Raw genomic sequence first — 23,907 nt, 5'->3', positions numbered from 1 at the left:
TGATTGAACACCCTAACACTATAGTAAGGTAATCCTGCGGCTCCTGATTTTATGCACAGTTGGTATACTTTTGCACACTTTTGCGCTACTTTTGTTATCTTTTTATACACTTTTTATACACTTTTGATATACTTTTAATCACTTTTGGTATACTAATAAAAACTGTTTTTACATGTAAGCTATCGTAGATAAGATTGCTATGTGTTTTTATTGGAGATTGGCTTTTTAGTGTAAATTTTCCGGAATGGAGAAACGGGCCATTTTTTTGTTTCGATAAAAGATACTGAAAATTTGGCAAATCTCCGGCAAAAAAATCGACATATATGCATGCCGCGACAAATACAGCTGATCTGAAACCGGCTAACCGGCTTACCGGTAACTCCCCAACCGTGTCGTTATTACACAATCATAGTAGAAGTATTTCTACAAACTATTAAGAAAGTAAAAATAAAGTCCCGTTTTATTTATTTTAATTAAGATGTAACCATTGGTACTGTTATTGAGTATAAATTAATATCCTTCTCAAAGGATTGTTTTTCATAGGTAGATGTAGGGCCGATCAAAAAACTGCGAGAGTTTTTCGGCCCTTTTTTATGAAATATGGTTTTTGGAAGCTGTCTCAAAATAGAAAAACGAGCTTCATTGCTTAGTACCTACCCATAACTTATCCAATTTTCTTGTCATCATGAGTGGTAAAATTTCGCGAAGTTCTAAAGGGGAAATGACATACTAAAGAGCGTTGTCATGCTGAGCCTGTCGAAACATAGCGGGCAAAGGCCTCTCCGTGCGACCCTTCGACAGGCTCAGGGTGACAGGCCCACGCACTTCGAAAGTACAACATGTCATGGGTAGGAACGAAGGGTCTATCAGCGGTGCATGAACGATAGAAAGGTTCGCGAATAGATGCTTCGTACCTCAGCATGACAGTCTTTCATTCTTGAATGTCATTCCTCCTTCAGCGTTTCGCCAAATTTCACCAAAAAAGTTATTGCCCGGTTTGCCTTTAACTATTTGACTGTATCAACGCCGTTATCGCCGCCCGGTAAGCTTCGCCTATGGGAATCTCTTTTTCATCAATAATTACGGCCGTTTTATTAATAGCCTCAATTTTTTGGGTATTAATAAAAAATGACTTGTGAATGCGCATAAAGTGCGATGGCCATTTTTGTTCTACATTTTTGAAGCTGAGCCGCACAATGGCGGGCTTTTTATGGCCTGTAAAGTATATTTTAACATAATCCCGTAAGCCTTCCAGGTACAAAACTTCATCAAAAGTAATTTTAACAACGGTGTACCCGGCATTTATATAAGTATAGTTTAGGATGGGTGGGGTTAGCGTGTATTTTAACGCCTTAAGTTCGGCAAGCTCTTTTGCTTTGTTACAGGCCTGCATAAACCTGTCCAGGGGGACCGGTTTGGTAAGGTAATCAACCACGTTTAAGGCAAAGCCATCTAAAGCATATTGCTTGTAGGCCGATACAATGATAACTAAGGGCTTTTTTATTAAGCTGTTTATAAACTGAAGCCCCGTTATTCCGGGCATCTGGATATCTACAAATATTAAATCGATGTCGTTTTCCTGCATGGCTTTATTGGCCGAAAATCCATCGTCGCAGGCTGCCTGCAGGTTTAAAAACGGAATTTTACTTATGTTATCGGCAAGTAAACTTAAGGCAAGCGGCTCGTCATCAATTGCAATACAATTTATCATGCATCTAATTTTAGTATCAGGTTAACTTCAAAACAATTGTTTTCGCTTTTGATGCTTAACTGATGTTTGTTTTCATATAACAGGTTTATTCTGCGGCTCACATTAGCTATGCCTATGCCCGATGATTCATCTTTTTGCCCGGTATTTAATGCGTCATATTTATTGATAACGGTAAAATTTAAAAAACGCTCATCTGTAACTAACTCAATGATAATGCGCGGGTCATCTATCGAACCCACCCCATGCTTAAAGGCATTTTCAACAAATGGGATTAACAGCATCGGTTCAATCAGCTGGTTTTTATTCAGGATGGTAAATGAAGTTTCTACCTTAACTTTTTTGCCAAACCGCTGCTTTTGCAAATCAATATAATGGTTAAGGTATTCCTCTTCTACCTTAATATTCACTTTCTCTTCATCGGTATGGTAAAGCATGTATTTCATTAAGCCCGAAAGTTTCATCACCGTAGGTTCCAGTTCGGTGCTATTTAACCTTACCAGCGATACAATGTTGTTAAGTACATTAAATATAAAATGCGGGCTTATTTGCGACCGTAAAAAGGACAGCTCGGTTTTTAATTTCTCTTTATCCTTTTCGCGCAGTTTTTCCTGGTAGTCAAGCAAGCCGTTTATAGTAGTGTAGGCCAGGCTTGCCGCCATGGTGAGTAAAAACGCGGGCAGGCGCAGCCAGCTGGTGCGCAGCAGGCCATAAGGCAGGTCTATCTCCAGCCAGTTATAAATATAATGATATACAAACAGGTAAATGGCATAAATTGAAAGTACGCCCAGCACATAGTAAGGGTATTTACCCTTCATGAACAAATGAGGTATAAGAATTAAGCTGTTAAAATAAAAAGCCGCTATCCAATACACGTACCCTGCGTAATCAAGCTTAATAAACCCGCTCATTTCTTTGCCTGTAAACGTGCGGGATGGCAATACGTTAATTGAATGCATGATGTATGGTAAAGCCATCAGAACAAGCCAAACGCATACATGCGCCCAAATCCTGAATTTTTTATTGTACAAATTCAAACCTATTATATTGTTTTTATCATGCATGGCTAAAGTACATTTATAAAAGGTTTAATGAAATTATATACATAAATGCAGTATTATTTTTACAATACAAATAGTACACAATCGATTGTTGATGTTTAAACATGTGATTGCCTGGCTGGTACATACTAATTCATTGCGAAATATCCACGCAAAAGCTGTTATTGCTAAAATTGTCCAGCCTTTATACGTGAAACTGGTTTTAAATCGGTTTTGTGGCAGTTTTTTAAACTCTTGCTAATATATAACATCCCCGCAGGTTCTGGTATTCCAGCACCCCAAAAAGCAAAAATATTTTTGTCGCATTATTTACCTGTTTGGTCTTACAATAAGTATGTTTTGTCGCTTTATTAAAATCTATAATTCTATTATTTTATTATTTGTGAACAATTATAATAAACCGGGGCATTTACCTGGGGCGCGCAAATCGTGTGGCCTCTTTTACATAAGTAAACATTTTTAAGGGGAGCCTTTTGTGCTCCTGATGATCGGGATAAGGAATTAGCGATACAAGTGTGTTGATGAACTGATTTGACGGTTTTGCGCAGCTAAAACTTCAAATCATCAAGGTTGATAACATCGGTATCTGAAGAGCTTAAATGATTTAGTAAACGTGTCATTTGAGAATTAGTTGATCAATATCACTTGAGAAATGATATTGGATTTGCGTTCCGGGGTGAGATCCGGAACGCATTATTTAACAGCTGATTAAGAGATGATTACGCGTTCTGTTTGCAATCAATAAATAACCAAATATATATCAATTAAATCTCAAATTCATGTTTAAAAGTTTACTCCTAAAAGGGAGATTCCTGGGTGTGCTGTTATGCTGCCTGGTATCTTCGGTGGTAGTTACTGCCCAAACAAAGTACAAGGGAAAGGTTATCGCCAGCGATGACAAATTACCTATCATTGGCGCCTCGGTACGGGTAAAAGGCGCCGCAACCGGCGCTATTACCGACGTTAACGGCGATTTTACCCTCTCGTTAAGTCCGGGTAATACGCTGGTTATATCCTATATAGGCTATGTTACCAAAGAAGTAACCGTTGGTACCGACGTTAATTTAAACATTACCCTAATTGCCGGTAACAATACCTTAAACGAGGTGGTGGTAACCGGTTACGGCAGCCAGCGAAAAAAAGACCTGGTAGGTGCGGTGGCCGTAGTTGATGTAGCCGCCGCCAACAGGCAGCCAACATCATCTGTAGAAAACCAGTTGCAGGGCCAGGCAGCGGGTGTTACCGTTATTGCATCGGGGCAACCGGGCGAAAACCCTTCAGTAAAAATTCGCGGTGCCAATACGTTTGGCAACAACCAGCCGCTGTATGTGGTTGATGGTGTACCTACTACAAACGTAAGCGACATTAACCCCAATGATGTAGCCAGTATGCAGGTATTAAAAGATGCAAGTTCGGCATCAATATACGGGGCGCGCGCGGCTAATGGTGTAATTGTTATTACCACCAAAAAAGGTACCGGTAAGGTAAGCGTATCATATGATGCTTATTACGGTACCCAGGTACCTAAAGGCGGCAATGTGTTTAACCTGTTAAATCCGCAGGAAATGACCAGCCTCAGAACGCTGGCCATACAAAATACCGCTGCTTTAAAAGGAATACCTGTTGATTTAAGCAGCAACCTGTATGGCCCCAATGGCAATGTATTGCCCGATTATATTAGCGCGGGCAGTACAGGCCCTTATGGCGTACATGCAGGCGACCCGGCTGTCGATCCATCAAAGTATAACGTTAACCCGTTTTATACCTCCGGCGATCCATCGGGCTTTTACCGTATTACAAAGGCCAACAAAGCAGGTACCGACTGGTATCATGAAATATTTAAATCGGCCCCTATACAAAGCCATAATCTGGCTTTAAGCGGCAGTTCAGACCTGGCCACTTATTTGTTCTCTATGAACTATTACAACCAGAAGGGTACCCTGATAGATACTTATGATAAGCGTTATACCGTAAGGGCAAATACCAGCTTTAATGTATCTAAACACATCAGGGTAGGCGAAAACTTATCATACTCGGTAACAGAAAATCCCCTGATCAATGAAAATGACGAGGGTTCTGGTATTGGTATGGCTTTTCGCGAGCAGCCTATAATTCCTGTATATGATATTGCAGGTAACTATGCCGGTTCAAATACAGCAAACTTAGGTAACGCCCGTAACCCCGTGGCTATACAGCAACGTACAGGCAATAATTACGGAGCGTACAACAGGCTGTTTGGTAATGCCTTTGCCGAGGTTGATTTCCTGAAATACTTTACCTTACGCACCCAGTTTGGCGGCGAGTATTATTCTGATTATAACCACAGCTTTACTTACCCGGAATATGAGAATTCTGAAAACAATACTACAAACTCATACTCCGAGAACTCATTTAACGGGTACAATTATACCTGGACAAATACTTTAACCTATCACCAAACCATTCGTAAGCACGATATTAAATTATTGGTAGGTACAGAGAATTATAAAAACAGGTACGAAACCCTGGGTGCTACAAATACAGGTTACTTTACCTTTGATAAAAATTATACCACTATAACAACAGGTACCGGTACGCCAACTGCTTATAGCACCATCCAAAGAGATAAGCTACAATCGTTGATTGCGCGTTTAGATTATACTTTTAACGATGAGTTCCTGTTAAATGCCACGCTTCGCCGGGATGGTTCATCAAGGTTTTTAACTTACCAATATGGCTGGTTCCCGGCAGTAAGTGCCGGCTGGCGTATATCGCAGGAGAGTTTCCTGAAAAAAGCAACATGGATAAGCGATTTGAAGATCCGTGGTGGATACGGTGTAATGGGTAACCAGATCAATGTAGACCCATCCAACGCCTTTACCACATTTGGCGCAATAAAAACCAATTCATACTATGACATTGCCGGTACATCAACCAGTACAGTTGCCGGTTTTACCCAAACCAGGATAGGTAACCCCGATGCCAAATGGGAACTTGATAAAAACTTAAATATTGGTTTTGATGGTTCATTTTTCAACCAGAAATGGGATATATCTGCCGATTATTACAAAAAGATCATTACCGGCTTGTTATTCAATCCAAACCTGCCGGGTACTGCAGGCTCGGCCACAGCACCATACAGCAACGTTGGAGCTATGAATAATACGGGTTTGGATATTGCCATCGGCACGCATCAAACCCTGGGTCATGATTTGAAAATGAATGCTTCATTAACGTTTACTACTTATCATAACGTTATTAAGGCCGTTACTGTAGGGCAGCCTTACTTCGACCAAAACTCAGGCCGTTTTAATGGCAGCTCCATTATACGCAACCAGGTAGGTGGCCCTGTGGGCGGTTTCTTTGGTTACAAAACTGATGGTTTCTGGAATTCACAGGCCGAAATTGATGCTGCCAATGCAAAAGCAGGGGGCACTTATCAAACCGATGCCGCTGTTGGCCGCTTTAAATATGCCGATGTAAATGGCGATGGTAAAGTAGATGCCAGTGACCGTACATTGCTGGGCAACCCTAACCCTAAATTCACCGGCGGTTTCAACCTCGATTTTACGTATAAAAACTTCGATCTGAATATGTTCTGGTATGGCTCATACGGCAACAAAATTTGGAATGATGTAAGATGGTGGACAGATTTTTACGCCAATTTTGCGGGTGCAAAAAGCAAAACTGCTTTGTATGATTCATGGACGCCTACCCATATGGATGCCAAAGCACCTATACAGGAAATTGATGGCTCATTTAGTACCAACACTGTACCCAACTCTTATTATGTAGAAAACGGCTCATACCTGCGTTTAAAAAACCTGCAAATAGGTTACAAGTTTGCACCTAACCTGATCAAATCAATTGGTTTAAGCAGCGCGCGTGTCTACTTATCAGGAGCTAATTTAATTACCATAACCAAGTACTCTGGCGTTGACCCTGAGATTGTGGGTGGCGGTACAACCAGTAATACCAACAGCAGCACCAACTTTGGTGTTGATAGGGGTAACTACTCGCCAAGCCGTACTTATTTATTAGGTGTACAAGTTAAATTTTAATTAAAGATTTATGAAAAATATCATACGTTTATCAGTTTGTACTTTAGTTATAGCTGGTATAGTTCAAAGTTCATGCAAAAAGTCGTCTCTTGACCAACCTGCTTTGGGTGCGCTAAGTACAGCCCAAATAACAACCGCGGCAGGTGTAGATGGCCTTTTGATTGGTGCATATTCGGCGCTTGACGGCCAAAAAGGCGGCAACGTTGCTTTTGGTGGCGGTAATCCCTGGGAATCATCACCCGATAACTGGATATACGGCAGCGTGGCCGGTGGCGACGCTCACAAAGGCAGTTCCGGTATCGATCAGCCTGCCATCAACTCTATAGCAACATTTACGGTTGATGCCAGTAACGGTTTTTTAAATACCAAATGGATTGCCGATTATGAAGGTGTAACAAGAGCAAACAACGTGTTAAAAGCAGTAACGGCTGTTACAAGCATATCTGCCGCCGATAAAGCAAATATTATTGGCCAGGCCAGGTTTTTGCGCGGTCATTATTATTTCGACCTGAAAAAAATGTTTGGCAACGTGCCTTATATCGACGAAACCACAACCAATTTTGTGCAACCTAATACCGCCGATATATGGCCAAAAATAGTTGCCGATTTTGCATTTGCATACGCAAACTTACCTGCAACGCAGACACAGGTTGGCAGGGTAAACAAATGGGCAGCGGGCGCTTACCTGGCTAAAACCTACCTGTACCAAAAAGATTATACCAATGCCGATAAAACATTTACCGAGGTTATTACCGGCGGAACAAACTCGGCAGGTGTTGCTTATGGTTTAACGGATAATTACGAGGATAACTTTAACGCAGCAACCAAAAACAATAAAGAAACTGTTTTTGCTATTCAGCAGGCAGCAAATGATGGTACCGGTACTATCAGCGAGGCCAATAACGGCGATATGTTGAACTACCCGTACAACAGCCCTTTTGGATGCTGCGGATTTTTTCAGCCTACCGAAGATCTGGCTAACTCATTCCGTACCGATGCTACCGGCTTACCTTATTTAGACGACTACAACAGCCATGCTGTAGTTAACGACCAGGGCGTTGCATCAACTGCCGCTTTTACACTTGATGCCGGCAACCTTGACCCACGCTTAGACTGGACAGTTGGCCGCCGTGGTATTCCGTATCTGGATTGGGGCAATCACCCAGGCCAAAACTGGATCCGCGAGCAAAGTTCAGCTGGCCCGTACTCGCCTAAAAAGAATGTTTATTACCAGGCTACAAAGGGTACCCTGGGCGATAGCCATACCTGGGCACCGGGTAATGCAAACCAGGTTAACATCATCCGCTTTGCCGATGTATTGTTAATGGCGGCCGAGGCAAAAGCACAATTAGGCACCGGCGATTTGGGTTTATCATACGTAAACCTGGTACGTGCAAGGGCAGCTAAACCGGCAAGTATAGTATATACTTATAAAGATGCGGCCAACCCAATGGGCGGCTATACTACTACCCCGGCTGCCAAATATGTAGTTAACCAATACCCTGCCGGTTATTTTACGGGTAAAGACCTGGCCTTAAAAGCCATTTATTTTGAACGGAAGCTGGAGTTAGGTATGGAAGGCCATCGCTTTTTTGATATCGTTAGGTGGGGTACAGCCCAGCAGTCATTGGCTACCTATTTTGGCTACGATGGCAAAAATATAACCGACGTTACCGGCGCACATTTCACAGTTGGTAAAAATGAGGTTTATCCAATTCCGCAGGCACAAATCGACCTGGAATCAACCGGATCTTCTTCTGCATTGAAACAAAACCCAGGTTACTAATATTGTTTATTTTTGATAAAACAGAAAGAGGTGGCATTAGCTGCCTCTTTTTGTATGTAAAAATACAGGCACATTCATCAACAAACTTTAGCAGGCAGTTATGAGGTTTAGCAAACATTACATTTTAACATCAACCTTATTTTTATTTACAGCAGTTGTTTGCTTCGTCTCGGTTAATTGTAATAGCCCCCAACCGCAGGTGGTTGCAACCGATGGAAAAAGCTTGTCGGTTACCTATTGTAAAAGCTGCCATCAATATCCCGAACCACGGCTGCTTGACCAGGAAACCTGGACAAAACACGTACTACCCGCAATGGCCCCGCGTTTGGGCATAAAAGTGTATGCCGATGACCAATATGTAAACGACCTGTCGGCAAAATCGGCAGTATCCTATGACGATTGGTTAAAAATTGTTGATTACTATACCAAAGCATCACCAAAGAAATTGATGCCCGCAAGGGGCCCTGTTGCCCCGTTAAAAGACTGGGGCAATTTCAGTTTAATAAAGCCTGCCCACGATGTGCCTTTGGCAACAACTACCATGGTGGCATTTGATACCGCCGGACAGCGTATTTATACCAGCGACAGGATGAATAGCAGTATTTTCCAATGGTCAAACCAACTGAAGCTATTATCAACCGTTAAATACCCTTCGCCCGCGGTTGATGTGCAATTTGGTAAAGATGATAAGGGTATCGGGCAAAGTGTTTTTACATTCATCGGTTCGATGGATGCTGTTGATATAGCCAATGGTTTTGTAAAACAGGTGGATTTAAAATCCATAAACTATCAACGGGAAATACAGATTGCCGATAAATTGCCAAGGCCCATTCAATCCGTACCAGCCGATATTAATAAAGACGGTTTGCAGGATTGGGTGGTATGCGGATTTGGCCATAATTTGGGCGGCTTGTACTGGTATAAGCAATTGGCCGGCAACCAGTTTGAAAAACACTCCATCAGCACCATGCCCGGCGCCGAACACGCCGTTATTGGCGATTTTAACCACGATGGATGGCCCGATGTAGCGTGTTTATTTGCCCAGGCTGATGAAGGCGTGTGGCTGTTTTTGAATGACCATAAAGGAGCTTTTGCAAGCAGGAACGTGTTGAGGTTTCCGCCTATGTACGGCTCAAGCAGTTTTCAGCTGGTCGATTTTAATAACGACGGGCTGCCGGATGTTTTATACACCAGTGGCGATAACAGCGACTATTCAAAAATATTGAAGCCCTTCCACGGCGTTTACATATACCTTAACCAGGGCAATTTTAAATTTAAGCAAGCCTATTTTTATCCCGTAAACGGAGCCACCAAAGCGATAGCCGCCGATTTTAACGGCGATGGCAGGCTGGATATAGCGCTGATTGCCTTTTTTTCGGATCTGAAGAAAAATCCCGGCGAAGGTTTTACTTATTTTGAACATGACAGCCCCATGCATTTTATACCCCACAACCTGCCCATATATAACCAGGGGCGATGGATTTGTATGGATGTTAAAGATTATAATGGCGATGGCAGCCCGGATATTATTTTAGGTAACTTTTCAATGGGTTTTATTAACGATGATAGTATAAAACCCGGCTGGAATACCCGCACGCCGTTTGTGATATTAAAAAACAATAATAAATTTTTAAGTAGGAAGCTCTGCAATTAGAAAAAGGAGTCATTACGAGTATTCATTAGGTAAAACCTAAAAAACGGGGATGATGTGCAACGGATATAGTTAAACAAATGTTCTAAACTACCGTCATTGCGAGTAACCACCAGCTTGGCTGGAAAAAACAGAAATGCGTCTCTACATTAAAAAACAATATTGATAATCAATAATTCATAATGACGTGTTTGTAAGTTGTTGACTATCAGTATTAAATATCCGTCATTGCGAGGGAGTTGAGGTATACATACTCGTCATTACTGTTTTTCCAGCTAAGCTCGGGGGTACTCACAATGACACGTGAATATGTGCTTCATAAGAAGTATAAAAACATTCATAAATCGAATTAGACGGCTTTTAAGTACTAGTACAACTTATCTGCTGGTCCTATATACAATGATTGGACGATTCTTAAAGAGCCTCAATCACCCTAATCCCATCCTCACCAGCAATAATAGCTTTTGTTGCAAGCCCATAAAATAAAGAATGCTCAACAACACCCGGTATCATTTTTACCTTAATGTTTAACTCATCCAGCGGTAAAAGCTCCGCGAAAAATATATCAACCAGCATATTACCATTATCTGATACTACCGCGCCATCCTTCTGGCTGCTCATGCGCTGATTAATTTTGGCACCCGGGAAATCGGCTGCCAGACGTTTTAATACAATTTGCAACGCGGCGGGCAAAACTTCAATAACCAGGGGGTAGGTGGTATCCAGCTTATCAGTATATTTTCCCGCATCGCCAATCAGCATAAACTCATCGGCCATTGATGCCAGGATCTTTTCGGTAGTGTGGATGCCGCCGCCACTTTTAAGAGCGTTCAGTTGTTTATCAAACTGGTCGCATCCATCAAAATAAATATCAAGGCGGTTTAACAGTGCCGGTGCCATTACCCTTAAGCCGTTTTTGGCAAGCATAGCAGTAGTTTTAAAAGATGACGACGTGAAGGTAACCGATGTTGCAAATTCATCATCGGCAGCTGCCAGGGTAACCAGGTGAGCAATGGTGCTGCCGGCCCCTAAACCTATGGTTTGGTGTGGTTTAATAAATTTTAGGGCTGCTTTTGCCGCCTCAAGTTTTAAATCGTTCATAAACGTAAGCTAAACAGGTATTAAAATAAAAAAAAATAAATTTTTATTGGTTGTAAGAGTATTATTATATTCTTAATATTAAATTAATATTTTCAACGTTACTTTATCCCTATAAAAATGGTTTTCGAAATAATGCTTGATGCGAGATTTACAACACAATAATATATAAATTAATTAGGATCAATGAAAACAAACAATTAGAATCAATGAAAATAAACAAAAAAAACCTAAGCCTTGTACTAACCCTGTTGGTAACAACATTAGCTTCAACCTTAACATATTCACAACAGGCCAAGCTRCCAACTATTGTCCTACCCTCCCCGGAAGCTGCTGAAATAACAAAATATGGGCAAATACCTGTGAGTCAATTTTCAGGAATACCCAATATATCTATTCCACTTTATACAATAAAGGAAAAAGATATTAACCTTCCGATCGCGCTGAATTACCATGCTGCTGGAATTAAAGTAAACGACTACGCTACGTGGATAGGCGCTGGTTGGAGTTTAAATGCAGGAGGTGTAATAAGCAGGGTGGTAAAAGGGCGGCCAGATGAAGACGCATATGGTATTCTTAATACGGGAAGCACGAGGGCCGTAAACATAAATCAAAGTAAATACACATTCTGTGAAAGTGTAGTAGTACAAAAAGCAGATGCGGAATCGGATCAGTTTTTCTATAATTTTTCCGGGTATTCGGGTAGTTTTATATTCTCAGCAAATGGTAATGTTAAAATGTCACCTTATGATCCGAAATTGAAAATTTCTTTTATAAACCGTGATTATTTTAAAATAACGACCGATCAAGGGACAAGTTATTATTTTACGGAAAAAGAAAAAAGCACATCTAAATCGGAAAGCGGGGCGGCTCCGTTTTATAGTAGTACGACAGCATGGTATATTTCTAAAATTATATCGTTCAATGGGAAAGATTCCGTAAACTTTACTTACTCTCAAATAGGGAGGCCGGATGATAGAATTTATAATAATAGTGCATCTATTGGCAAATCATTTAGCAAAAGAACACTTCCTAACGACGTTACGGTAATTGATCCTAATGACGGTGTTCAAAAAAACGATAACACGACATATTTAAATAATGAAAATATAAAATATCTTAATAAAATCTCTTTCGCTAACGGTACAATTAGCTTTGTTCCGGAGTCAGGAGCAAGACTGGATTTTCAATCTGGTTACATATTGAAAAATGTAATAATAAAAAACAATAATAATAAAACAATTAAAACCATCCGGCTGGATCACGACTACTTTTATAATAGTGGAACTACGAGTACCGGCACTAGTAATGGGTTTAATCCATATGCTTATGAGGAAGATAAATATAGATTAAAATTATTAGCGGTAAATGAAATAGACACCAATAATGTGATTATAGATAAATATCGAATGGCTTATGACGAAACCAATTTACTACCACCGAGGAAAAACTGTGGCATAGATTACTGGGGATACTATAATGGCCATCCAGAAAATCAAACACTATTATGTGCTGAGGATGGTGGACATATAGAGCATTATGATGGCCGAGACTATGATTTGGTAGTTTATGGAAAACGAGATGCCGATGAGAGTTTTATGAAAACCAATGTTTTAACGAGAATTTATTATCCTACTGGCGGTTATACAAATTTTGAGTTTGAAAGTAATAAGATATATACTCCACAAGCTAACTTTGAAACCCGTATTTACAATGCGTCGGCCAAACTGGATGATATCCCTAATGACCCTTTTCGAATTAATACGTTTGTAGCAGATACAAATCTCTCTACGTCGTTGGTTTTAAATGTCCCATTATATAACGACCAAAACAAGCCGGCCGCGATTTTTGAGGACCTAACCTCTGCGTCGTATACGCGATTTACAACTTTTCCTGGTCAGCAAACATATCAATCAATTCCTATAAATTTAATAAAGGGACATACCTACCGCCTAACGGCACAATTAATTACTACAGGTGCTGCAAATGAAGATCCTGATCTGGAGGTACTTATGAATCTTCATTGGGACAAGTTATCTAACCTTACAAATGTTTTGAAAAATGTAGGTGGGCTTAGAGTTAAATCAATAAAAAACTATAATTCAGACGGAACATTGGTAGGACAAGAAGTATATAAATATGGTCAGAATGAAAATGGTGCTGGTAACCTTTCGTTTTTTCCAGGTATCGTCAACCGTAAATCTTTTCTTAGCAACTATGTTTATGGATTTACCATATATACAGGAGCAAATCAAGGTATCTCGTTTTTAAAAACCACAAAAAAAGAGATAGTCGCAAATCCAGTCTATAATTTATCAAATTACGAAGGTGGATTATGTGCTTATACTTCTGTTACCAAATATGTTGGAATTAACGCTTCAGATTTGCAAAAAACAACCTATACCTATGATTTTGAGTTGGATGATCAGGTCGATGATAGTAGAAATACGTCAAAACCAACCCTTATTTCGWATGAATGGCGTTCCGGAAGTCTTATTAAAGAAGAGCAGTTTAAGAATATAGGAGGTGTTTTTTCATTGGCAAAAAAAAGGTCATATACCTATAATATTATTAATAAAGATACCACATACTCATTAGGTATATCAAGACAAATGATTCATACTGGAGATGTATTTTTTGATCAAAGCAACACTGGTAATAATGTTTTGCCCAACAATGTAGGTAATGCAAGCGTCGGAGAGGATTATAACTATTTTGATTACCCCTTTGTATCAGGAGTTAAGCTTTTAGTCCAGGAAACTGACAGTTTATATGAAAACTCTGGTACTACTGCAACCAAACAAAATTATAGTTACGGAAATTTAAATCATATTCAACCAACGTTAATTCAAACGACTGATAGCAAAAATCAAACTATCAGTACAAGTTTAAAGTATCCGGCAGAAATGGTGAGCTTAGGGAAAGATCCAACCGGGATATATGCGGCGATGATAAGTAAAAATCAGATAACTCCGGTAATTGAAACCACAAAATCAACAAACGGCGCACAAACTTATTTAGAAAGAAATAACTATTATTTGACGGGTTATAGTTTGGCAGAACCACAATCTTTAGAAATTCAAAATGGACTATATGCTGTAGAACCCCGTATTAAATACAAAACTCATAATGATAGAGGGGATATTTTGACACTTGGTTATGTAGCAGGCCCTGATATAGGTTACCAGTGGGGCTATAATGGGCAGTACCCTGTAGCCAAAGCCTCGAATGCAATGGGTACTGAAATTCTTTTCAGCAGCTTTGACGAGACCGGGACCTGGGACAGTAGCCTTAGTGCATACGATGCCAATTTCAAACGCAGCGGTGTGTATTCGGGAAGGATAGACAACACCAATACCTCGGAAAAGACCAGTGTGAACCGTACGTGGCTTGCGGTCTCGCTCACGGCAGCGAAAAAATTTCATTACGCGGGCTGGGTATACAGCAACGGACCAACGGCGGATATCTATCTGCTCATGAAGCGGGCAGGCGAAACAGGCTACGTTACCTATGCCGATTTTGCGACCACATCCGCCGTCGGAAAATGGACTTATCTTGAAAAGGACTTTTTAGTACCGGCTGATGTAACCCAGATGACGCTCAGAGTAGATAACAATGGTGCATTGAATGGCGGTACCCAAGTGTGGTTTGATGACATGCGACTTTATCCGTTTGATGCCCAGATGACTACCTACACCTATGACCCGTTGGTTGGCATGACCAGCACCACCGACCCAAAAGGCGAGACCACTTATTACGAGTATGATAGCTTCCAGCGGTTGAAAAACATAAAGGACCAATATGGTAATATCCTTAAAAGCTACGATTATAATTACCGCCCTTAACCTTAATCACTAATCATGAAATTATATATAAAAAATGCAATAAAAGCAATATTGCCTATGGCATTGCTACTGCCACCTGTAGGCAGTGTGGCACAAACAACTACGCAAAATTACGTGCGTACCCGAACACTCCGATCGTATGTGAAAACGGCCGCGTTGCTTGATCAGTATACCCCGCTTAAGGATTCGGTGATGACCACCATTCAGTACATTGATGGCCTTGGCCGGCCTTCGCAAACTGTTCAAATAAAGGGCAGCACCGGACTTAAGGATGTAGTGCAGCCGATAGCTTATGATGTCTTTGGACGAGAGGCAATCAAATACCAGCCTTATGCTTCGCCCTCATCTGATGGTAGCTATAAAACCAATGCCATTAGCACGGAACTTAGCAATTTTTATAATCCGGCCCCCGGCGGTACAAGCGGCACCCAGCAAAGTAATGGCATTGTGTATAACCCTAATCCCTATAGTCTGACAAGTTTTGAGTCTTCGCCGTTGAATAGGGTAACCGAGCAGGGCGCACCGGGAACTCCATGGCAGCCGGTTGCGGGCAGCACGAGCGGACATACCGTGAAAATGGTGTATACGGCCAACAATCTAACCGCTATCACTAATGCCAACAGCTTCATAGCTACCTTATATAACGCCACGATCAATAGTGATCTGAGCCGCACACTTACAGTAGGTAATTCGCAGGGGAATTATTACCAGCCGGGACAATTGCATGTCACAGTTAGCTATGACGAGAACTGGACCAGTGGAAAACCGGGAACTACCGAAGAATACAAAGACAAGGATGGACGGATGGTGCTGAGGCGCACGTTTAATCTGGTTGGTACAACAGTAGAAGTGCTGAGCACATATTACGTATACGATAACTTGGGTAACCTGGCCTTTGTGCTGTCGCCCATGAGCAACGGCGATGCCGGTATCACCAGCGCCGCTAATCAGGCAATCCTTAATAATTATTGCTACCAATACCAGTATGACCAACGCAACCGCCCGATACAAAAGCGGCTACCGGGTAAAGATTGGGAATACATGATATATAATAAACTGGACCAGGTTGTGGCCACCCAGGATGGGATACAGCGGGCTAAGTCTACCCAGGAATGGACATTTACCAAGTACGATGGACAAGGACGGGTAGCATACCAGGGCATTTACCAGTATCCGGGGAGTGTTGCAGGCACAAGCTACCGTGCCGCCCTGCAAACGACTATGAACGGAGAGACGGTGCTATGGGAAACACAGCAGGCGACGGGTACCGGCTATAACGGTACAGCTTGGCCTCATGCCAATATAACACGCTATCTGCAGCTGAACTACTACGACAATTACACTTTTCCCGGCAATCCATATCTGCCAACAGTGAGTGGCGCAGTTATTGCTCCTGTGGGCCTGCTAACCGCAAGTAAAACAGCGGTTTTACTACCTGACGGAACCTATGGTGCCATGCTGTGGTCGGTAAGCTATTACGACACCCGGGGAAGACAGATACAGACGCTCAGACAGCATTACCTGGGCGGAGAGGCTGGTTTGAACAATAATAACTATGACGAGGTGAATGACAGTTACGATTTTACAGGCATGTTGATTGCATCTATTCGTCACCATTACGTGGCAGGAGTGCAAGCACTAATCACTTCTATCAGCTATACCTATGACCATATGGGCCGTAAGTTGCAAACGAAGGAGGCAATTGCCAGCGGCACAAATGCGTTGCCTGCACCAACGATATTATCGCAGGCTGTATATAACGAGTTGGGGCAGGTGAAAACAAAGAGGTTGCACAGTGTAAGCAATGGCGCCACTTACCTGCAGGATATCGGCTATACCTATAATGAGCGTGGGTGGTTGCAACAAAGCTCGGCACCTTTATTTGCTATGCAGCTTAAATACAATAACGGCACAATACCGCAGTTTAACGGCAATATAGCCAATCAGTTGTGGGGAACGCCGGGCAGCTTAAGCAAAACGTATACCTATAGTTATGACAAGCAAAACAGGCTGATAGCGGGCATATCCAACGAGGGCTACTCGGAACAGGCGATAGATTATGACCTGAATGGTAACATTAAACATTTAACTCGGCAGGCAAATCCGGCGTATACCTACACCTATAGCGGTAACCAACTACAGACGGTGAGCGGGATTACCACCGGAACGTACACGTACGATTTGAACGGCAACGTGAAATTTGATGCACATACGGGTAAAACAACCAATATCTACAACCTGCTAAACCTTCCAGGAACTGTAACAGCTGCAGGCTTTAACTTGACGTATACGTACGACGCTAACGGACAAAAACTAAGGAAGAACAATGGTACCATTAATACTGAGTATATCGATGGGATCCAATACGAGAACGGTGTGATAATATTTGTGCAAACGGAAGAAGGACGAGCATTGAAGAACGGGGTCAACTACCTGTACGAGTATAGCTTGACGGACCACCTTGGCAACACTCGCTTGAGTTTTGATCAAAATTCAGCCACAAGCATTAAGCAGCAGGACGATTATTATCCTTTCGGTATGGAGATAAGTCGGGGCAGCGTGGTAAGCCCGAAAAATAATTATCTTTACAATAAAAAGGAGTTACAGGCTGAGACAGGGCAATACGATTATGGCGCAAGGTTCTATGACCCTGTAGTTGCAAGATGGACGACGATTGACCCTAAAGCGGAGAAATTTACTGCTTTTACGCCCTACAATTATGCTTTTAATGACCCCATTTTGGTAGTTGACTTGGATGGTCAGGAAGGAATTGTGGTAGTTGGGCAGCCTGGTGACCATAAAAACAAAAATCATTTTCTAGATAATGCACTTTCAAGGGCAAAAAAATTACAGAAACAATTTGATAAGGCAGGCAAAGGAGAAAAAGCTACTATACTTCTTTATAAAGGTAAAGACGGAAGTGCAAGCTATTCTGATAAACAAATAGCGGCTTATGAAAAACAAGCTCAGAAGGCAGGTATTTCTGTTAAAGTTGAAGAAAGTAAGGATGCTATTGTTGACTATGTGAATAATAAAGATGGCGGCGATTCAAGAAAAGAGGATTTAATTTCCAATTTTACTTACGTAGGCCATGCAGCACCTGGAAACCTTGAAATCGCATATCAAGAGCATGGGAGGATTAATGACATAAAAGAGTGGTTGGGTATGCAACGATTAGATATCGGGGCTTTCGATAAGGACGCATTCACAAGTAATTCCACTGCCGATCTTGTTGCGGCTTGTAGAACCGCTTTGTCAGGATGGCCAAGATCAAGTGCAATGGATCAAATGGCCGAAAAAGTAGGTGGCACTGTATCTGGATCAAATGTAAGGGTTGATTTTTGGAAAGCAGGTTCTATGACCAACTCAGAGTTACTTAAAACAAATAATGGACGAGTGATAACGACACAAGGTCACGGTGGTGTAAGTAAGCAGCAAGTAGAAAATTAATATGAAAACAAAAAGTCGGGTCAAGAAAATATTAATTGTTTTGCTATTGGTTGTGATAGCATTGACAGTACTTTCTTACATAACCGGTTATAGCGTTGTTTTGCCTATATTCAGCGATAGAAAGGCATATCTAAAAGAAAATGCGAGGCCGGGTGACGAATTAGCCATATTTTCAAAATTCGATTTCTCAAAAGGTGATTGGGCTGCATATATTGCAATAGGTACCGATGATTTTAATGAATTGCACGCAGCTATTCCAAAACGAAGTTGTCTTAAAACTACAAACCGGCAGCTATTGCAACAAATGAAAAAAAGCTGGATATTTAAGGTTACGGAAGGCGATGCAGGAACGGTCGCCAGTGATTTTTATTTATTTAGAAACGGAAAATTAGTGTATAAATCAGGTATAATATTATTGAAAACCAATCAGCGATTAGAAAACGAGGAATATGGTGAGATGATCCCTTTGGATTCAGTTGCAGTAGTTAGAAGCTGTCAACAATTTCAAAGGGTTTATTGGCCCATCGTGATTTTATGATTTGCCATTTTGAATAGAGTATTCCTCGGCTACCATAACGACCTCTTCCTTTCGTCGCTATAAGGTCCAGCAGCTGATAGTTATGCAATGCTAAGTTCCCGCTATTGTGAAGGCCTTTGGGAGGCTACCACAGGCTTCCTGACTTACAGTACGCATGTAAGGCAGGGTGCTGTAAGATAAAAGTTATCTTAAATTGAATTAGGAACATCGAAAGCTTGATTATCTAATATCCCCAAAATCGGGCGCTACCATTGCCGATTTGAAACATGAGCGCCGTGTTGAACTGGCAGGCGAGTGGAGCGACCGAAACTTTGACCTGGCACGCTGGGGTGATGCACAGGCTACTTACGCCAAGCCATTGCATGGCGCTAATGGCTCTGTAGTTTGGAAAGCGCGTAACTTCGATCCGGCAAGGGATAATGTATGGCCTATTCCGCCTAAAGATATCCAGATAAGCCAGGGCCAGCTAAAACAAAATGCTGGTTGGTAATTTAATAATACAAACTTTAAAACCGGGCAATGCTTGGTTTTTATATTTACAGCATCATGATAAAAATAATTAGGACAGCAGCAATGTTGGCATTGCTTGTGGGTTTACGCATTACTGCCCACGCGCAAATTAAGGCTTATACCGTGGCCGATGCGCACTCGCATAATGATTATAAAAACAATATTCCCTTTTATAGGGCCTATGAAAAAGGTTTTGGATCAATTGAGGCCGATGTTTATGCGGTGAACGGCCAACTGATGGTAGCACACGATAAAAAGGAGATCAGCGCCAAACGCTCATTAAAAATCCTTTATATCGATCCGCTAATAGAGAAATTTAACCGCGATCCGCAAAGACACCTGAGGCTGCTTATCGAAATAAAAGAAGATTATAAAGCCATATTGCCCTTGGTGATCAGCGAACTTAAACCATTAGAAAAATATTTTGCCTATGATGGGCACCCTGGCAGGTTATCTATTGTGATGACGGGAGCCGTGCCTCCGCCAGTTGTTATGCCGAACTACCCCGACTGGATTTCATTTGATGTTGACCATTTAGATGGATTTACGCCTGTGCAATGGAAAAAAATTGGATTGGTGAGCTTCCCGTTAAGCAAATATGTGCATTGGAATGGCAAGGGTGTATTTAATGCCGACGAAATTAAAAGAATAAGAGGTGGTATCGACAGTGTTCATAATGCCGGCAAAAAAGTTCGTTTTTACGAAACTCCCGATACCAAAAGCAGCTGGCTGGCCATGTTACGTTTGGGCGTTGATGTTATAGGTACTGATGATATAGAAGGACTGGGCAATTTTTTAAACAGGAAAGAGAAATCTGAATACACAGCTCCTGAGCCTTATGTTATCTATCACCCCAGCTATAAATCAGATGGCGAGGTTAAAAAGGTTAAAAACATCATTTTATGTATAGGCGATGGCATGGGCTTATCGCAATTATATGCTACCTATAGTGCCAACAGGGGGCAGCTTAATATATTCCAAATGCTTAACATGGGCTTTTCGGTTACTTATTCGGCTGATGCTTATATCACCGATTCGGCTGCAGGTGCTACCGCGTTTGCATCAGGCCAAAAAACAAACGACCGGGCCATAGGCGTTGATCCGGACGGTAAACCTTTACGCTCACTGGCCGACTATAGCGCCGATGCCGGAAAGAAGACGGCCGATATTGCAGTTTGCGAGCTAACGGATGCAACCCCCGCTGCCTTCTACGCACATGATGCTGAGCGAAGCCACTCCGGGGCCATAGCCAATCAAATAGTATCATCGCCCGTTGATATATTTTTAGGCTCGGCTTATAAAGATTTTACCCAGCCGGTAAACGGACAAACGCCTATTGACAAAATGAAACAACGCGGGTATACCGTTATCCGAAATTTTGACGATTTTTTAAATACACCTGCAACAAAGATCCTGGCATTAATGGACGATAGTGTAACCAGGCCCAAAATGGATGGCCGGGGCAACTATCTGCCGCTTGCATTTAAAAAAGTAACCCAAACTTTTAAAAATGCACCAAACGGTTTTTTTATGATGATCGAAGGATCGCAGATTGATCACGGCGGCCACAGCAATAACCTTAAACAGGTAATTACCGAAAATAGCGATTTTGACAGGATGGTTGGTGATGCCCTGCGCTTTGCCGACGAAGATGGCGAAACACTGGTTATTGTTACTGCCGATCATGAAACAGGCGGTTTAACGCTGCTGGACGGCAATATCGGCAAAGGATACGTTTTGGGCGACTTTAGCACTAATGACCATACCGGAACACCCGTACCCATATTTGCCTACGGCCCGCACTCGTTTGATTTTAGAGGCGTTTTCAACAACACCGAAATTTTTAATAAGCTGAAGGCTTTGATAAAATAAGAGATTGTTTATAACAAATAAGAAAAGCCGCTGCATATGTAATAATGCAGCGGCTTTTTTATGATAATTATTCGGCAAATGTTAAACAGTGGCTGTTTGCGTCTGGGTGTCGCTTCCATTAGTAGCAGCAACAACGTTAACCGGTGGTACTTCGCAATGGAAACCAAACAGGCAGCGGTCTTTTATCATGGCGGCTACCTCGTTGGGTACATACTCTTCCCAGCCGGCAGCGCCTTGTTTTATCAGTTGGAGTACTTTATCGGTATCAACATGCAGGTTGCCCTCGTTATAGTGCCGTATGTCTTCAATCTTATTATTGGCAATCAGGTAGCGGTATAAATCGATAAGATGTGGTGGCGGATAAAACTTAAGACAATTCCATATTACGCCGTCGCGCAGGGTAGGGTATATAAACAGTTTTACCTTACGGCTAAACAGCGTGGCGAACGATTCAAGGATGCCACCCGGAAGATCTTTGTAATGCTCTTCCGAAAAAATATATTCCAGGTTAGGGAAGCCTAGCACCATGCCAATTTTTAACCTGGTGATTTTTGAAAGGTAGGCCACCAGCTTATAATACTCATGAAAATTACTGATCATAACCGTTTGCCCAAGCGAGCACAGGATATCTACCCGGTCCAGGAAATCTTTTTCATCTATGTCGGCATTCAGGTCGGCGTTTCGTTCTTTTAAAGCCTGCAGGGTAAGCTCGGTAACTACAACTACCTTTGATTTATCAACATCGGGTTCCTGCAAAAATTGTTTAACGCCATTGTTAAGCATATCTAAATGCACGTTAATAATAGGGCGGAAACGGCCGCGGATAACCACAATGTGTTTTTTATACAACGCTTCGGTAGGCTGCATATTTTTGCCATCGGGCCCAAAAACGGCAGCGTCAGAAAAACCATATTTTACCAGGTGCAGGCTCATCAGCCGGTTGTCAACCTTGGTAAAGTCGGGCCCTTCAAAACGGATCATATCAATCTGTATCCTGTCTCTCGATAGGTTATCCATCAGCGACAGCAAAAATACTGGTGGTATTTCGTTGTAATAAAAGCAGGCATACATCAGGTTTACACCCAAAATGCCCACAGCCTGCTGCTGCAGGTTGGTATCGTTATCCAGCAGTTTTACGTGAATAACCACATCGTTAAACGCGCTGTTTGGCGTTAGCTGAAAACGCACGCCCATCCAGCCATGACCATCGTTGGTTTTATTGTAATTTAAAGCTGATACCGTATCAGAGAAAGCGAAAAACGTAGTTGAGTCGCCACGTTGTACGGCCAAACGTTCAATCAGCAGCCCGTATTCATGGTCAAGCATCGATATTAAGCGCGCTTCGCTCACATAACGCCTTGATTGTTGTACGCCGTAAATGGCGTCGGAGAAAACCATATCATAGGCCGACATGGTTTTGGCTATAGTGCCAGATGATGCGCCGGCCTTAAAAAAATTAGCCGCAACATCCTGTCCTGCACCAATTTCGGCAAATGAGCCGTATATTTTAGGATCAAGGTTAATAGCAAGTGCCTTTTGCTTGGTCCCTATATCCTTGTTGTGAATGGCATTCATACCCTTATTCAATTATAGTTTATTGTTGCCAATATGATGATCTGAAAAGACGCCTTAAAAATACGTTTTTTTAAATTAGTTAAGATCATGTATTAGTAAAAAGGCAAAGAAACCGCTGTTGTTTTTTGATTTAGATAGCAACGCTGGCGTAAGGTTTAATAAATTGTTAACAAATGTTGAATTTGTTCATATGCAAAATCATGATATGATTACCCGGTGCTTTTTTTGTATTTTTGTTATATAAACGCATCCATCAGTTTAATAATCAAGTATTGCGCATGAAGCATAGCAGGAAAATAGCTTTGGTAGTCAATCATGTAAATGTTGAAGAAGAGGACGCTCTTGACGTTTTATTTTGGTTAGATAAGGCCCCTGCCGAAAGGCTGTCTGAAGTAAGCCGCTTGAGGAAAAACTATTTTACATGGGCTGATGGAAGCTTCCCGGAAAAGATTGAAAAAGCTGTTCATTTCAGAAAATTATGATTTTTGAACAGGATTTATACACTGTGTATACCGCTACGGGTGACACACCCTGGTATGGGATGGTACACCTGGCAAAAAACTATAACCTGGCTCCAAATCCGGCAACTACTTTACTATAAGGATTGTTTTAAAGCTAATCGGGCATGATGCAAACAATATCCCCACGTTTATCGTAAAGAGTACCAGAAAATTTAATACAGGTTACTAACGGGGCCGAAACTGCTTTTTGCTACCCCTTGTAAATTTTTTGCACCCAATTCGCCTGCTTTTTATAACTTACGGCTTTGTAAA

The 23,907-nt window shown here is 41.7% G+C and carries 14 protein-coding genes; 10 read left to right on the top strand and 4 right to left on the bottom strand.

Annotation, left to right across the window (positions count from 1 at the left end; translation table 11 throughout):
• Positions 1–1,003 precede the first annotated feature (1,003 nt).
• Together AC1DV1_RS19635 and AC1DV1_RS19630 are read right to left on the bottom strand one after the other, a co-directional pair.
• Positions 1,004–1,711, bottom strand: coding sequence for a LytR/AlgR family response regulator transcription factor (locus AC1DV1_RS19635; RefSeq protein WP_477362327.1), 708 nt, complete (start codon positions 1,709–1,711; stop codon positions 1,004–1,006).
• Positions 1,708–2,667: a sensor histidine kinase gene (locus AC1DV1_RS19630; RefSeq protein WP_477362325.1), complete on the bottom strand. Its 960-nt coding sequence runs from the start codon at positions 2,665–2,667 to the stop codon at positions 1,708–1,710. The genes AC1DV1_RS19635 and AC1DV1_RS19630 overlap by 4 nt, the downstream gene beginning before the upstream one ends.
• Before the next feature lie 881 nt (positions 2,668–3,548).
• On the opposite strand from AC1DV1_RS19630, the gene AC1DV1_RS19625 reads away from it, so the two are divergent.
• The 3 genes from AC1DV1_RS19625 (at position 3,549) to AC1DV1_RS19615 (ending at position 10,249) form a co-directional block, all read left to right on the top strand.
• A complete protein-coding gene (locus tag AC1DV1_RS19625; protein ID WP_477362323.1) occupies positions 3,549–6,809 on the top strand; it encodes a SusC/RagA family TonB-linked outer membrane protein in 3,261 nt (1,086 codons plus the stop codon).
• 10 nt (positions 6,810–6,819) lie between these two features.
• Complete coding sequence (locus tag AC1DV1_RS19620) at positions 6,820–8,595, top strand: RagB/SusD family nutrient uptake outer membrane protein (protein WP_477362320.1); 1,776 nt, start codon at positions 6,820–6,822, stop codon at positions 8,593–8,595.
• A 100-nt stretch (positions 8,596–8,695) separates the two neighbouring features.
• On the top strand, positions 8,696–10,249 hold the full coding sequence (locus AC1DV1_RS19615) for an FG-GAP repeat domain-containing protein (protein ID WP_477362318.1): 1,554 nt from the start codon (positions 8,696–8,698) through the stop codon (positions 10,247–10,249).
• 411 nt (positions 10,250–10,660) lie between these two features.
• On the opposite strand, the gene rpiA is transcribed toward AC1DV1_RS19615, so the two are convergent.
• Entirely contained in the window at positions 10,661–11,347 is a 687-nt protein-coding gene (gene rpiA / locus AC1DV1_RS19610) for a ribose 5-phosphate isomerase A (protein WP_477362316.1), read from the bottom strand.
• A gap of 206 nt (positions 11,348–11,553) precedes the next feature.
• Between rpiA and AC1DV1_RS19605 the strand changes: the two genes are divergently transcribed.
• From AC1DV1_RS19605 to AC1DV1_RS19585, 5 genes are all read left to right on the top strand, one after another.
• On the top strand, positions 11,554–15,189 hold the full coding sequence (locus AC1DV1_RS19605) for an RHS repeat domain-containing protein (RefSeq protein ID WP_477362314.1): 3,636 nt from the start codon (positions 11,554–11,556) through the stop codon (positions 15,187–15,189).
• Between the two features lie 15 nt (positions 15,190–15,204).
• Positions 15,205–18,639, top strand: a complete 3,435-nt coding sequence (locus AC1DV1_RS19600; RefSeq protein WP_477362312.1) for a DUF6443 domain-containing protein — start codon at positions 15,205–15,207, stop codon at positions 18,637–18,639.
• A gap of 1 nt (position 18,640) precedes the next feature.
• Entirely contained in the window at positions 18,641–19,177 is a 537-nt protein-coding gene (locus AC1DV1_RS19595; RefSeq protein WP_477362310.1) for a hypothetical protein, read from the top strand.
• 259 nt (positions 19,178–19,436) lie between these two features.
• Positions 19,437–19,667: a RagB/SusD family nutrient uptake outer membrane protein gene (locus AC1DV1_RS19590; protein WP_477362308.1), complete on the top strand. Its 231-nt coding sequence runs from the start codon at positions 19,437–19,439 to the stop codon at positions 19,665–19,667.
• A gap of 56 nt (positions 19,668–19,723) precedes the next feature.
• Positions 19,724–21,559, top strand: a complete 1,836-nt coding sequence (locus AC1DV1_RS19585; RefSeq protein ID WP_477362306.1) for an alkaline phosphatase — start codon at positions 19,724–19,726, stop codon at positions 21,557–21,559.
• Between the two features lie 81 nt (positions 21,560–21,640).
• Here the strand turns inward: AC1DV1_RS19585 and AC1DV1_RS19580 are convergent, their stop codons facing one another.
• Positions 21,641–23,134 carry a TonB-dependent receptor gene (locus AC1DV1_RS19580; protein ID WP_477362303.1) on the bottom strand — a complete coding sequence of 498 codons (1,494 nt, stop codon included), beginning with the start codon at positions 23,132–23,134 and terminating at the stop codon, positions 21,641–21,643.
• A gap of 278 nt (positions 23,135–23,412) precedes the next feature.
• Here AC1DV1_RS19580 and AC1DV1_RS19575 point away from each other — a divergent pair, with 278 nt between their 5' ends.
• Both AC1DV1_RS19575 and AC1DV1_RS19570 read left to right on the top strand, forming a co-directional pair.
• Positions 23,413–23,616: a hypothetical protein gene (locus AC1DV1_RS19575; protein ID WP_477362301.1), complete on the top strand. Its 204-nt coding sequence runs from the start codon at positions 23,413–23,415 to the stop codon at positions 23,614–23,616.
• On the top strand, positions 23,613–23,735 hold the full coding sequence (locus AC1DV1_RS19570) for a hypothetical protein (protein ID WP_477362299.1): 123 nt from the start codon (positions 23,613–23,615) through the stop codon (positions 23,733–23,735). The genes AC1DV1_RS19575 and AC1DV1_RS19570 overlap by 4 nt, the downstream gene beginning before the upstream one ends.
• Positions 23,736–23,907: the final 172 nt, after the last annotated feature.

The sequence above is a fragment of the Mucilaginibacter sp. P4_D1 genome (genome assembly GCF_056401935.1).
Note: the sequence above shows the minus strand (reverse complement) of the source record. Positions and strands in the feature narration are given on the sequence as shown.

Coding starts and splice junctions, on each gene's coding strand:
- AC1DV1_RS19615 (WP_477362318.1), top strand. CDS start 8,696: ATGAGGTTTAGCAAACATTACATTTTAACATCAACCTTATTTTTATTT.
- AC1DV1_RS19575 (WP_477362301.1), top strand. CDS start 23,413: ATGAAGCATAGCAGGAAAATAGCTTTGGTAGTCAATCATGTAAATGTT.
- AC1DV1_RS19570 (WP_477362299.1), top strand. CDS start 23,613: ATGATTTTTGAACAGGATTTATACACTGTGTATACCGCTACGGGTGAC.
- AC1DV1_RS19585 (WP_477362306.1), top strand. CDS start 19,724: ATGATAAAAATAATTAGGACAGCAGCAATGTTGGCATTGCTTGTGGGT.
- AC1DV1_RS19630 (WP_477362325.1), bottom strand. CDS start 2,667: ATGCATTCAATTAACGTATTGCCATCCCGCACGTTTACAGGCAAAGAA.
- AC1DV1_RS19595 (WP_477362310.1), top strand. CDS start 18,641: ATGAAAACAAAAAGTCGGGTCAAGAAAATATTAATTGTTTTGCTATTG.
- AC1DV1_RS19625 (WP_477362323.1), top strand. CDS start 3,549: ATGTTTAAAAGTTTACTCCTAAAAGGGAGATTCCTGGGTGTGCTGTTA.
- AC1DV1_RS19620 (WP_477362320.1), top strand. CDS start 6,820: ATGAAAAATATCATACGTTTATCAGTTTGTACTTTAGTTATAGCTGGT.
- AC1DV1_RS19580 (WP_477362303.1), bottom strand. CDS start 23,134: ATGAATGCCATTCACAACAAGGATATAGGGACCAAGCAAAAGGCACTT.
- AC1DV1_RS19600 (WP_477362312.1), top strand. CDS start 15,205: ATGAAATTATATATAAAAAATGCAATAAAAGCAATATTGCCTATGGCA.
- AC1DV1_RS19635 (WP_477362327.1), bottom strand. CDS start 1,711: ATGATAAATTGTATTGCAATTGATGACGAGCCGCTTGCCTTAAGTTTA.
- rpiA (WP_477362316.1), bottom strand. CDS start 11,347: ATGAACGATTTAAAACTTGAGGCGGCAAAAGCAGCCCTAAAATTTATT.